A 14803-nucleotide genomic window follows, 5' to 3' on the forward strand; every position below is an offset into this window, starting at 1 on the left:
ACCCCATCAACTCACCCAACACGAACCCCGCCAACGCCACCGGAGTCGGATAGTCAAACACCAACGTCGCCGGCAACCGCAACCCCACCAACTCACCCAACCGATTACGCAACTCCAACGCCAACAACGAATCAAACCCCAAATCCTTAAACGCCCGCTCCCCACCAATCACCTCACCCGACACATGCCCCAACACACCAGCCACCGCACCACGCACCACCTCCAACACCACACCCAACCGCTCACCCTCCCCCACACCAACCAACCGACCAACCAACCCAGAACCACCCACAGAACCCCCACCCACCACACGCCGCGACCCCACCGACACCAACCCACGCAACACCGAAGACAACCCACCACCACGCGCCACACCCCGCACCACACCCCAATCAAAACGCACCCCAACCACCAACCCACCCAACCCCACACCCACATCAAACGCAGCCAACCCCTCACCCACCGACAACCCCACCACCACACCACCAGCAACACCCACACCACGACCCAACACACCACCCGTCAACCCCGACTCCACACCCCACAAACCCCACGCCAACGAAACACCCGACAACCCCAACCCACGCCGATACGCAACCAACCCATCAACAAACGCATTCCCCGCCGCATAACTCGCCTGACCCGCATTACCAAGAATCCCGGCGAATGACGAGTACACCGCGAAGAGCCGGATATCCATGTCCAGCGTCAGTTCATGCAGGTTGATCGCCGCATCGATCTTGGGGCGAAGAACACGCTCGATCCGGTCGGCGTCGAGATTCCGTACCAGCCCGTCGTCGAGTACGCCGGCCGCGTGCACCACACCGCGCAACGGGAACTCCGCCGGCACCAACGACAACGCCCGCGCCAGATCCTCCCGATCCGCCGCATCACACGCCACCACCTCAACCAACGCCCCCGCACCCCGCAACTCCTCAACCAACTCAACCGCACCCTCTGCCGCCAACCCACGACGACTCGTCAACACCAAAGAACGCACCCCATAACGCGACACCAAATGCCGCGCCAACAACCCACCCAACGTCCCCGTACCACCCGTAACCAACACCGTCCCCAACCCATCAACACCAACCAACCCATCACCCTCATCCACACCGGACACCCCCGCCCGCACCAGACGCGGCACCACCAACCCACCACCACGCACCGCCACCTGCGGCTCATCCAACGCCAACACCGAACCCAACACCGAACCCACACCCTCAGCCTCAACACCCGGATCAAGATCCACCAACACCAACCGACCAGGGTTCTCCGACTGCGCCGACCGCACCAAACCCCACACCCCAGCAGACACCAGATCCGTCACAGCCCCATCCACACCAACCCCCACCGCACCCCGCGTCACCACAACCAACCGACCATCCACAAACCGCTCATCCGCCAACCAGGCGCAGATCCGCTCCCATACCCGCAGCACCGAGGCACGGGCGGCCGAGGCCAGATCGGCGTCCTCGGCTCCGGCCGCGCAGAGCACGACCACGGGCGGGACGGATCCGCCGTCCGTCTCCTCAAGGTCGGTCATGGTCGGCCCGGAGACGCCGAGGGTGTCCTCGCCCCAGACCACCCATTCGGCGGCGGGAACGGTCGCCGGCGCGGGCACGGCTGGCCAGTCCAGCCGGAACAGCGTGTCGAGCCCGGCCTGGCCGGCCCCGGCGAGCTGGTCCTCCGCGACGGGGCGCAGCGTCACCGCGTCGACAGCGGCGACCGGTGCGCCGGTGCCGTCAGCGATGCGAACCGAGACGGAGTCCTCCCCGAGAACGGCGAGGCGTACCCGCACCGAGGCCGCGCCCGCGCCGAGCAGGGAGACGCCGGACCAGGTGAAGGGCAGACGTAGGCCGTCGCCCGAGTCGAGCAGCATCGGGTGCAGGGCCGCGTCCAGGAGCGCGGGGTGGATGCCGAACGAGGCGGCCGAAGCGTGCTCGTCCTCCGGCAACGTGACCTCGGCGAAGATCTCCTCACCACGCCGCCAGGCCGCCCGCAGCCCCTGGAACACCGGCCCATACCCATAGCCCGCCGAGGCGGTCTCCGCGTAGAAGTCGGAAACATCGACCGGCTCGGCACCGGCCGGCGGCCAAATCGCCAAGTCCACCGAATCCGCAGCCGCGTCAGCCTGCTCGGAAACCAGCACGCCCTCCGCATGGCACGTCCAGGGCAGTTCGGCGTCGGCACCTTCCGGCTGGGAGTAGACGCGTACCTCGCGCTGGCCCGCCCCGTCGGCCGTGCCGACGACCACCTGCACCAGCACGGCCGCACGCTCCGGCAGGGAAAGCGGCGCCTGGAGCGTCAGCTCCCGTACCTGGCCGGATCCGACCTCGTCGCCGGCGCGGATGGCCAGTTCGACAAAACCGGTGCCGGGGAAGAGCACCGTGCCGCCAACGGCGTGGTCGGCCAGCCACGGGTGGCTGCGCAGCGAGAGGCGACCCGTCAACATCACGCCGCCATCGCCGGCCAGTCGCACTGCGGCACCCAGCAGCGGGTGCTCGGCGGCCGCCAGTCCGGCGCCGGTCATATCCGCCGGACCGGCCTCCTCGACCAGCCAGTAGTGATCGCGTTGGAAGGCGTAGGTCGGCAGATCGACGCGCTGCACCGCGCGGCCGGCAAAGAACGCGGTCCAGTCGACCGAGGTGCCGTTGACCCACAACTCGCCGGCCGACGCGATCAGTCGAGCCGCCTCATCCTCATTCCGGCGTAGGGTGCCCACGACCACACCGGCGGCGTCGGCCGTCTCCAGGATCTCCTGCACCGGCACCGTGAGAACGGGGTGCGGGGAGATCTCGACGATCCGGCGGAAGCCCTGACCGACCGCGTGGTTCATCGCATCCGCGAAGCGGACGGGCTGGCGAAGGTTGCGATACCAATACGCCGCATCCATCCCCGCCGTGTCCAACGGCTCCCCGGTCACCGCCGAAATCAACGGAATGCTGCCCGTCCGCGGGCTGATCGGGGCAAGATCCGTCAGAATCCGATCCTCGATCGCCGCCACATGAGCGGAATGCGACGCATAGTCCACCGGAACCCGACGCGCCCGCACCCCCGCCGCCTCAGCAGCCACCATCAACGCCTCAAGCCCGGCCACCTCACCCGCCACCACCGTCGCCGAAGGCCCATTGAACGCGGCGACCGACACACCCTCAACAGAACCGAGAAGTTCAGCGACCCGCTCCGGCCCAGCCGCGACCGACACCATCCCACCCGACCCGGCAAGATCACGGATCGCCGCCGACCGCAACGCCACCACCCGCGCACCATCCTCCAACGACAACCCACCCGCCACCACAGCAGCCGCAATCTCACCCTGCGAATGCCCCACCACAGCAGACGGCCGCACACCAATCGACTCCCACACCGCCGCCAGCGACACCATCACCGCCCACAACACCGGCTGCACCACATCAACCTGCTCCAACCACCCCTCGTCCTCCCCCTCCAACACCCCGACCAACGACCACTCCACAAACGACGCCAACGCCACCTCACACTCACCCAACCGCGCCGCAAACACCGGCGACGACACCAACAACCCACGCCCCATACCAACCCACTGCGCACCCTGACCCGGGAACACAAACACCGCGCCGGGGCCACCACTCGCGTTCACCGCGCCACGGACCAGGTCGCCGGACTCGGCACCCCACCGCACCGCACGGTGCTCCAACACCGCCCGCGAAGACAGCAACGCCCAACCCACATCCACCGGATCAGCGTCGTTCACCACTCCCGCCAACCGCTCCAACTGCCCCGTCAACGCCTCCGCACCACCAGCAGAGACAACCCACGGCAGCGTCGACCCCTCCCACACCGGCCCACGATCCCCCGCCACCACCACCGCACCAGGCACCTCATCCACCGGCGCCTGCTCGACAATCACATGCGCGTTCGTCCCACTGATCCCGAACGAAGACACACCCGCCCGACGCGGACGACCCAGATCAGACCAGTCCTGAGGCTCCGACAACACCGACACCGCACCCGACGACCAGTCCACATGCTCCGAGGGCTCATCAACATGCAGACTGCGCGGCAACACCCCCGCCCGCAACGCCATCACCATCTTGATCACACCGGCCACACCCGAAGCCGCCTGCGTATGACCGATGTTGGACTTCAACGACCCCAACCACAACGGCCGCTCATCCGCCCGACCCTGCCCATATGTCGCCAACAGCGCCTCGGCCTCAATCGGGTCACCCAACGCCGTGCCCGTGCCATGCGCCTCCACCGCATCCACATCCGCCGTCGTCAACCCGGCATTCGCCAACGCCGCGCGGATAACCCGCTGTTGAGACGGACCATTGGGCGCGGTCAAACCATTCGACGCACCATCCTGGTTGATCGCCGACCCCCGCACCACCGCCAACACCTGGTGGCCCTTACGCCGAGCATCCGACAGCCGCTCGACGACCAGGACACCAACGCCCTCCGCCCAACCGGTGCCGTCGGCCGCCGAGGCAAACGGCTTGCACCGACCGTTCGGCGCCAACCCACGCTGCCGCGAGAACTCGACAAACATGCCGGGCGTGGGCATCACGGTGACGCCGCCGGCGAGGGCCATCTCGCACTCGCCATTGCGCAGCGACTGCGCCGCCAAATGCAGGGCGACCAGCGACGACGAGCAGGCGGTGTCCACGGTGACCGCCGGGCCCTCAAGCCCAAGGGTGTAGGCGATGCGGCCCGAGACGACGCTGGCCGTGCCGCCGGTCAGGGCGTAGCCCTCCACGTTCTGGGATGCCTCGTGCAGCCGGGAGCCGTACTCCTGGGCGATGGCGCCGGCGAAGACGCCGGTTCCGCTGCCGCGCAGTGAGGTGGGCGGCAGTCCGGCGCGCTCCAGGGCCTCCCAGGAAGCTTCGAGAAGCAGCCGCTGCTGCGGGTCCATGGCCAACGCCTCACGGGGGCTGATCCCGAACAGCTCCGGATCGAACTCGCCCGCGTCGTAAAGGAATCCGCCCTCACGAGCGTAGGTGGTGCCGGAACGCGCGGGGTCCGGGTCATAGAGGCCGTCGAGGTCCCAGCCCCGGTCGGTCGGGAACGGCCCAATCGCATCCGTGCCCTCCTCGACCAGCCGCCACAGCTCCTCCGGCGAGGACACCCCACCCGGGAACCGGCACGCCATCCCCACGATCGCGATCGGCTCATCGACCGCGACCTTCGCACGCGACGCCTTACCCGATGCCGCGTCGATGTCGTCCGCGCCCTGCCACACCTGGCCCAGCACAAACGCACCCAACGCGGCAGGCGTCGGATAGTCGAACACCACACCCGCCGGCAACCGCACACCCGTCGCCGAGATCAACCGGTTACGCAACTCCACACCGGTCAACGAGTCAAAGCCCAGTTCCTTGAAGGAACGTTCGACGGCGACGGCCTGCGCCGAGCCGTGCCCCAGCACGGACGCCACATGACCGCGCACGACGTCGACGACATAGCGTTCGCGTTCCTCGGCGCTGGGCAGCGCGGCGAGTGCCGAGCCGAGCAGTCCGTCCGGGGCGGCGCCGGCGTCGGCGGTGGTCCGCCGGCCAGCGACCCGCACCATGCCCCGGAGGAGGGACGGCACCGCGGTGCCTCGTTCGGCGCGGCTCCGCAGCCCCGGCAGGTCGAGGCGGGCCGCCATGAGGACGCCTTCGTCCGCGCCGCGGGCGGCGTCGAACAGGCGCAGTCCTTCGGCCGGTTCCATGGCGACCAGGCCGGAGCGCCCGAGGCGTGCGACGTCGGCCTCGTCCAGCTCGCCGCCCATGCCACCGACGCCACCCCACAGGCCCCACGCCACGGAGACTGCGGTGAGCCCGAGGGCGCGGCGGTGGGCGGCGAGCGCGTCGAGGAAGGTGTTGGCGGCCGCGTAGTTGGCCTGTCCCGCGTTGCCGAGGAGCCCGGCGCAGGACGAGTAGGTGAGGAAGAGCCGCAGGCCGGCATCGCGGGTCAGCTGGTGCAGGTTCCACGCGGCCTGGACCTTCGGCCGCATGACGCGCCGCACCTGTTCGGCCGTCAGCGAGGTCACCGTTCCGTCGTCCACCACGCCGGCGGCGTGGACGACACCGGTCAGGGGGTGCTCGGCGGGGATGGCGGCGAGGACGGCGGCCAGCTGGTCGCGGTCGGCCGCGTCACAGCCGACGACCTCGACCCGAGCCCCCGACTCGGCGAGTTCTGCGGCGAGTTCGGTGACTCCAGGCGCGTTCAGCCCGGCGCGGCTGGTCAGCACCAGCGAGGTCACGCCGTGTTCGGTGACCAGATGGCGGGCCAGCAGCGAACCGAGGGTGCCGGTGCCGCCGGTGATCAGCACCGTGCCGTTCGGTTCCAGACCGGCCGGGACGGTCAGCACGATCTTCCCGATGTGCCGGGCCTGACTCATGAAGCGGAACGCCTCGGGCGCCCGCCGCACATCCCAGGACCGCACCGGCAGTGGGCGGAGCACGCCCGCTTCGAAGAGCCGGACGATCTCGACGAGGAGTTCCTGCGTGCGTTCCGGCCCGGCCTCGGCCACATCGAACGCCTGGTAGGTGACGCCGGGGTGGTCCTGGGCGACCTGCTGGGGGTCACGGATATCGGTCTTGCCCATCTCGACGAACCGGCCGCCGCGCGGCAACAGTTCGAGGGACGCGTCGACGAACTCCCGGGCCAGGGAGTCAAGAACGACATCAACGCCCGCACCGTCGGTCGCCGCCAGGAACGCGTCCCGGAAGTCCAGATCACGCGAGGACGCGATCCGCTCCCCCGCGACCCCCAACTCCCGTACCACCGGCTGCTTGGTCTCACTGGCGGTGGCGAACACCGTCGCGCCCAGATGGTGCGCCACCTGGACGGCGGCCATGCCCACGCCGCCGGCGGCGGCATGGATCAGCACCGACTCCCCGGACCGCAGACCGGCCAGGTCGACCAGCCCGTAGAAGGCGGTCAGGAAGACCACGGGCACGGACGCGGCCTGCTCGAACGACCAGCCCTCCGGCATCCGCGCGACCAGCCGCGCGTCGACCACGGCCGAGGTGCCGAAGCCGCGCGGGATCAGCCCGAACACCGCATCGCCGACGGCCACATGCTCGACGTCGGAGGCCACCTCGACGACCACGCCGGCGGCCTCGCTGCCGAGCAGCACCTCACCCGGATACATCCCCAGGCCCATCAACACATCACGGAAGTTCAGCCCGGCGGCACGAACCGCCACCCGCACCTCACCAGCGGCCAGGCCATGGGACACCTCGGGAGCGGGCACCAGCGCCAACGACTCCAACGTGCCGCCACCCGTCACATCCAACCGCCACCCGGACTCACCCACCGGCGGCACCAACCCACCACCCACAGCCGACACCCGCACCAACCGAGGCGCCAACAACACCCCACCCCGCACCGCCAATTGCGACTCCGAACCGGAAAGCGCGGCGGCGAGCGCCGAGGCGACGGACGATCCGGGCGCCTCGGGTTCGAGGTCGATCAGGACGATCCGGCCGGGGTGCTCCGTCTGCGCCGAGCGCAGCAGGCCCCAGACGGGGGCGGTCGGCAGGTCGGTCAGCTCGCCGTCGTCGCCGGTGGTGACCGCACCGCGCGTCGCGACGACCAGCCGTGTCTCGGCATAGCGCTCGTCCGCCAGCCAGGCGGTCACGGTGTCCAGCACATCGAGGACGGTGTCCGTCGCGGCCCCGGCGATGTCGTCATCCGGCCCGTCCACCGCGAGGACCGGGAGCAGCACCGTCGGGGGAACGGTTCCGTCGCCGGTGAGCTGGTCGAGGTCGGTGCCGGTCCTGAGGACGTCCAGGCCGAGGGTGTCGGTACCGAGGACGGCCCAACCCTGCGGCGACAGCGGCTCGTTGACGGCGTCGGCCGCCACGGGTGTCCAGTCGAGCCGGAACAGGGAGTCGTGTTCGGCCTGCCGCGAGAGCGAGAGCTGAGCGGCCGAGACGGGGCGCAGCACCAGGGAATCGACCGCCGCGACGGGCTGGCCGGTGGCGTCGGCGACGGTGATCGCATAGCTGTCGCCACCGCCGGGGGTGAAGCGGACGCGTAGCTCCGTCGCGCCGGAGGCGGCGAGGGAGACGCCGGACCAGGCGAACGGGAGCCGGAGCCCGCGTCCCTGGTCGAGCAGCAGCCCGTGGAGGGCGGCGTCCAGCAGGGCGGGGTGCAGGCCGAACCCGGACGCGTCGGCCTGGACCGACTCCGGCAGGGCGACCTCGACAAGGACCTCGTCGCCGCGCCGCCAGGCAGCCCGCAGGCCCTGGAACACCGGGCCGTACTGATAGCCGTCGGCCACGGCGGCGGGGTAGAACGCGGAGACGTCAACGGTTTCGGCGCCCGGTGGGGGCCAGGCCACCAGGTCGGTCCCGGACACCGGGGACGTCGCCTGGCCGAGGACGCCGTCCGCGTGGCAGGTCCATGCCTCCTCGGTCTCGGCGTTCTCCGGGCGGGAGTAGATCCGCACCGCCCGGTGCCCCACCTCGTCGGCGACGCCGACGACCACCTGCACCTGAACGCCGCCGTGCTCGGGCAGCGCGAGGGGGGCCTGGAGGGTCAGCTCCCGCACCTGTCCGCACTCGACCTCGTCGCCGGCGCGGACGGCCAGTTCGACAAAGCCGGTGCCGGGGAAGAGGACCGTGCCCGCGATGGTGTGGTCGGCGAGCCAGGGGTGGGTGCTGAGGGAGAGGCGGCCGGTCAGCATCACTCCGCCGTCGACGGCCAGGTTGACGCTGGCGCCCAACAGCGGGTGCCCGGCGGCGCGTTGACCGAGACCGGTCGGGTCGCCGCCGGTCTCGTGCTCCAGCCAGTAGCGGCGGCGCTGGAAGGCGTAGGTCGGCAGCTCCACTTGCCGGACGGCCCGCCCGGCGAACGCGGCCCGCCAGTCGACGGATGTTCCGCGCGCCCAGACCCGGGAGAGGGCGGCGGTGAACGTCGCCACCTCGTCATGCTCGCGGCGGGTGGTGGGAACGAACGCGGCCGTCGTGTCGTCCTCGGCCAGGCACTCAGCGCCCATCGCGGTGAGCGTGGCGTCCGGGCCCAGTTCGAGGAAGGTGGCTGTTCCGGCGGCGCGCAGCGTGGTGATGCCATCGGCGAACCGGACGGTGGCGCGGACATGAGCCACCCAGTAGTCGGCGGTGGCGATCTCGATGCCGGCCTCCTCGCCGGTGACATTGGAGATCACGGGGACGGCGGGGGCGCGGTAGGTCAGCGATTCGGCGACCCGCTGGAACTCGCCCAGCATCGGCTCCATCAACCGGGAGTGGAACGCATGCGAAACGGTCAACCGCCGGGTCTTGACACCCGCTTCGGCAAACTCGGCGCGCAGCGTCTCAACCTCGGCGTCAGCACCGGCGACCACCACGGAGAGCGGACCATTGACGGCCGCGATATCCAGCTCGGTGAGATCGCGAACCGTCTCCTCCGACGCCTGAACGGACAGCATCGCGCCACCGGACGGCAACGCCTGCATCAACGACCCACGCGCGGCGACCAGTCGGCAGGCATCAGCAAGATCAAAGACCCCCGCGACATGAGCGGCCGCGATCTCACCAATGGAGTGCCCGGCCACAAAATCGGGCCGCACCCCGAACGACTCCACCAACCGCCACAACGCCACCTCAACAGCGAACAACCCCGCCTGAGTGAACACCGTCCGATCCAGATCGCTGCTCGACTCGTCCGCAAGCACCTCGCCCAACGGACGCGGCAACAACCCATCGAACCCCGCACACACTTCACTCAAAGCATCCGCGAACACCGGGAACGCGGCGGCCAGTTCGGCACCCATCCGCGCCCGCTGCGCACCCTGGCCCGTGAACAACACCGCCAACCGGCCGTCCACCGCGCCCTCGACGGCCAACGCCCGCAGCCCGGCGACCAGTTCATCGGCGTCCCGACCCCACACCACCGCACGCGACGACAACTCAGCACGCCCCGAAACCAACGACCAACCCACATCCACCGCATCCAACTCACCCACCACACCCGCAAGTCGCGCCCCCTGCGCCACCACCGCATCCACACCCCGCGCCGAAAGCACCCACGGCACCACCGGCAACGCATCACCCGCCACCACCACGGCGCCCGGTTCGGCGTCCTCCGGCGCCTGCTCGACGATCACATGTGCATTGGTCCCGCTGATGCCGAACGAGGACACCCCCGCCCGACGCGGACGGCCGTCCTCCGCCGTCCACTCCTGCTGGTCGGAGAGCAGCGACACCGCGCCCGCCGACCAGTCCACATGCTCGGAGGGGGCGTCGATGTGCAGGCTGCGGGGCAGCACGCCCGCCCGCATCGCCATGACCATCTTGATCACGCCCGCCACACCGGCGGCGGCCTGGGTGTGGCCGATATTCGACTTCAGCGAGCCCAGCCACAGCGGCCGGTCCTCGGCACGGCCCTGGCCATAGGTGGCGAGCAGCGCCTGCGCCTCGATCGGGTCCCCGAGCCGGGTGCCGGTGCCATGCGCCTCGACGGCGTCCACATCCCCGGTGGCGAGGCCGGCGTTGGCCAACGCGGCCCGGATCACGCGCTGTTGGGAAGGACCGTTGGGCGCGGTCAGTCCGTTGGAGGCACCGTCCTGGTTGATGGCCGAGCCCTTCACCACGGCCAGTACCTGGTGCCCGTTGCGCCGGGCGTCCGACAGCCGTTCCAGGACGAGGACTCCGACGCCCTCGCTCCAGCCGGTGCCGTCGGCCGCCGAGGCGAACGGCTTGCAGCGGCCGTCGGCCGCCAGGCCGCGCTGCCGGCTGAACTCGACAAACATGCCGGGCGTTGGCATCACGGTGACGCCGCCGGCGAGGGCCAGCTCGCATTCGCCGTTACGCAGCGCCTGGGCCGCCAGATGCAGCGCGACCAGCGACGACGAGCAGGCGGTGTCGACCGTCACCGCCGGGCCCTCAAGGCCGAAGGAGTAGGAGACCCGGCCGGAGACGACGCTCGCGGCGCCGCCGGTCAGGGCGTAGCCCTCGACGCGTTCGGACGCCTCGTGGAGTCGGGTGCCGTAGTCCATGGACATGGCGCCGGCGAAGACCCCGGTACGGCTGCCGCGCAGCGAGGTGGGGGCGAGTCCCGCCCGTTCCAACGCCTCCCAGGAGGTTTCCAGGAGCAACCGCTGCTGGGGGTCCATGGCGAGGGCTTCGCGCGGGTTGACGCCGAAGAACTCGGCGTCGAAGTCCGGGGCGTCATGCAGGAAACCGCCCTCGCGGGCATAGGACGTTCCCGATTGTGAAGGGTCGGCGGCGTAGAGGCTGTCGAGGTCCCAGCCTCGGTCGGTCGGGAAGGGGGTGAGGACGTCGCGGCCCTCGGTGACCACGCGCCACAGGTCGTCGGGGGAGGTGATGCCGCCGGGGAGTCGGCAGGCCATGCCGACGATGGCGATCGGTTCGTCGGACACGGCCGGTCCGGTGACCTGGATCGCGGTGTCCTCGTGCAGGTCGAGGAGGGCGGCGCGGAGGTGGGAGGCGAGCGCTTCGGGGGTGGGGTAGTCGAAGAGCAGGCCGGAGGGGAGGGTGAGTTCGGTGGCGGCGGCGAGGCGGTTGCGCAGTTCGACGGCGGTGAGGGAGTCGAAGCCGATGTCCTTGAAGAGCCGGCCGGTGTCGATGGTGTCGCCGGCGCCGTGGCCGAGGACGATGGCGATTTCGGCCGTTACTCGGTTGAGGACGGCGCGGCTCTGTTCGGATGCGGTCAGTCCGGCGAGGCGTTGGCCCCAGGCGGTGACGGGCTCCGGTTGCGCGTCGAGGGTGTCCTCGTCGCTGTCCGGGGCGGTGGCCGCCGCCGCGTCCGCCGTGGCCTGGGCGGCGGCGATGGCGCCGGCGTTCTCGGGCCGCACCCAGTAGCGCTTGCGTTGGAAGGCGTAGGTCGGCAGGTCGACGCGCCGCACGGCGCGGCCCGCGTAGAGCGTGGTCCAGTCGACGGGGGTGCCATGCGCCCACAACTCGGCTGCGGATGCGATGAGTTGAGTGGTCTCGTGTTCGTTGCGGCGCAGGGTGCCGACCACCACACCAGTGGTTTCCGCTGTTTCCAGGATCTCCTGCACCGGCACCGTGAGCACCGGATGCGGGGAGACCTCGACGATCCGGCGGAAGCCCTGACCGACCGCGTGGTTCATCGCATCGGCGAAGCGGACCGGCTGGCGAAGGTTGCGATACCAGTACGCCGCGTCCATCCCGGACGTGTCCAACGGCTCCCCGGTCACCGCCGAGATCAACGGGACATCCGACGAACGCGGGCTGATCGGAGCAAGATCCGCCAGAATCCGATCCTCGATCGCCGCCACATGAGCAGAGTGCGACGCATAGTCCACCGGAACCCGACGCGCCCGCACCCCCGCCGCCTCAGCCACAACCATCAGAACCTCAAGCCCGGCCACCTCACCGGCCACCACCGTCGCCGAAGGCCCATTGAACGCCGCAACCGACACACCCTCGATGGACCCCAGCAGCTCGGCAACCCGCTCCGGCCCAGCCGCGACCGACACCATCCCACCCGACCCCGCAAGATCACGGATCGCCGCCGACCGCAACGCCACCACCCGCGCACCATCCTCCAACGACAACCCACCCGCCACCACAGCAGCCGCGATCTCACCCTGCGAATGCCCCACCACAGCAGACGGAGCAACCCCGATCGACTCCCACACAGCCGCCAGCGACACCATCACCGCCCACAACACCGGCTGCACCACATCAACCCGCTCCAACCAACCCTCATCCTCCCCCTCCAACACCCCGACCAACGACCACTCCACAAACGACGCCAACGCCACCTCACACTCACCCAACCGCGCCGCAAACACCGGCGACGACACCAACAACCCACGCCCCATACCAACCCACTGCGCACCCTGACCCGGGAACACAAACACCGACCCCGAACCAGCATCCGCACCCACCACACCCCGCACCGCGTGGGCCGTGGCGTCGCCGGTGCCCACCGCGCGCATGCCGGCGAGCAGTTCGTCGGCCGTCTCACCCCACACCACCGCGCGGTGTTCCAGCTCCGAACGCGAGGACAGCAGCGACCAGCCGACATCCACGGGATCGCGGTCGGTGACCGCCGGGGCCAGCTGCCTGGCCTGCCGTTCGAGGGCCTGGGAGCCGCGTGCCGAGACCAGCCAGGGGAGGGCCGGGAGGCCGGTGAGGGCGGGTTCGCCGGCGACGACCTGGGGGCGGGCGGCGGCGGCCTCGGGTGGGGCCTCGGCGAGCACGAGATGGCAGTTGGTGCCGCCCATGCCGAAGGCGGAGACGCCGGCGATGAGCGGCTGGTCGGCTCGGGGCCACTCGGTGTGGTCGGTCTGCACCCGCAGGCGCAGCTCGTCGAGGGGAATCTCCGGGTTGGGGCTCTGGTAGTTGAGGCTGGCGGGCAGCTCCCGGTGGTGCAGGGAGAGCGCGACCTTGAGCAGTCCGGCGATGCCGGCGGCGCCTTCCAGGTGACCGATGTTGGTCTTGACGGAGCCGACGGTGAGGGGGTTGTCGGCGTCGCGTTCGGCGCCCAGGGCGGCGCCGAGGGCGGCGGCCTCGACGGGGTCGCCGCGCCGGGTGCCGGTGCCGTGCAGTTCGACGTACTGGACCTGGCGGGGGTCGACGCCGGCCTGGGCGTAGGCGTCGCGGAGCACCTGCTCCTGGCCTTCGGTGGTGGGGACGGTAAGGCCCTCGCCGCCGCCGTCGTTGTTCATGGCGCTGCCGAGGACGACGGCGTAGACGGTGTCGCCGTCGGCGATGGCGTGCTCAAGGGGTTTGAGCACGACAAGCCCCGCGCCCTCGCCCCGCACATAGCCGTTGGCGCGGGAGTCGAAGGTGTAGCAGCGGCCGTCCGGGGAGAGGGCGCCGAACTTGGCGGTGCCGACGGTGCTTTCGGGGATCAGATTGAGGTTCACGCCGCCGGCGACGGCGATGTCGCAGGCGCCGCTGCGAAGGTTCTCGCAGGCCAGGTGGATGGCGACGAGGGAGGACGACTGGCCGGTGTCGACGGTCATGCTGGGGCCGCGCAGCCGCAGGGCGTAGGAGACGCGGTTGGCGATGATGCTGCGGTGCAGGCCGGTGACGGTGTGGGCGTTGATGTCCTGGGCGCCGTGCCGGTAGAGGAGCGTGGCGTAGTCGTCCCAGATGGCGCCGAAGAAGACGCCGGTCCTGGTGGTGCCGAGGGAGGCGGGGACGATGCCGGCGTGTTCCAGGCCCTCCCAGCTCAGTTCGAGCATGAGGCGCTGCTGGGGGTCCATGGCGGCGGCTTCACGCGGTGAGATGCCGAAGAAGGAGGCGTCGAAGCGGTCGACATGGTCGAGGAAGCCGCCCCAGCGGGTGTTCATCTTGCCGCGGCTGGAGAAGTCCTCGTCGAAGTAGGTGTCGGCGTCCCACCGGTCCGCTGGAATGGAGGTGATGGCGCTGGTGCCGGTTTTCAGCAGCTCCCAGAAGGAGTCGGGGTTCGCCGCGCCCGGCAGTCGGGAGGCGAGGCCAACAATGGCGATGCGCCCGTCGTGCCTCTCGTTCTTCCGTCCGGGAATCGCGGTCGTGGCGGGAATGCCCGAATCTGCCACCAGAAGCTCCATAAGATCTCGGAATGCCCGGACGCGGCCTGAGGAAGTAGTGCGTCCTGGAAAGAGGACCGCCACGGCACTGGCCGTTGGGCCGTCTCCTCACGACACGAACAAGATGCTGATTACCGTAGGAGAGCGAGTGAGGGGAGGAGTACCCCTAACCCGGTCGGCGGCGAATGTCGAGGGGTCGTGCCGCTCAAACCTTCCCGGTGGGTGCGGTGGGAGTGATGGCGGCCTGGGACCTGGCGCGTAGGGGCTGTGCGCCTGCTTTAGGGGTTCCCCTCGACGGCCGTCCGCTGTGGGGTGGTT

General features: G+C 70.1%; 1 protein-coding gene. It reads right to left on the reverse strand.

The features are described 5' to 3' along the window. The coding region (locus AOM46_RS35725) for a type I polyketide synthase (protein WP_234314143.1) at nt 1-14494 on the reverse strand (14494 nt) is incomplete at its 3' end. Nucleotides 14495-14803 lie beyond the last annotated feature (309 nt).

Source organism: Streptomyces sp. NBRC 109706, assembly GCF_000974485.1.
In the GTDB taxonomy this organism is placed as follows: Bacteria; Actinomycetota; Actinomycetes; order Streptomycetales; family Streptomycetaceae; genus Streptomyces.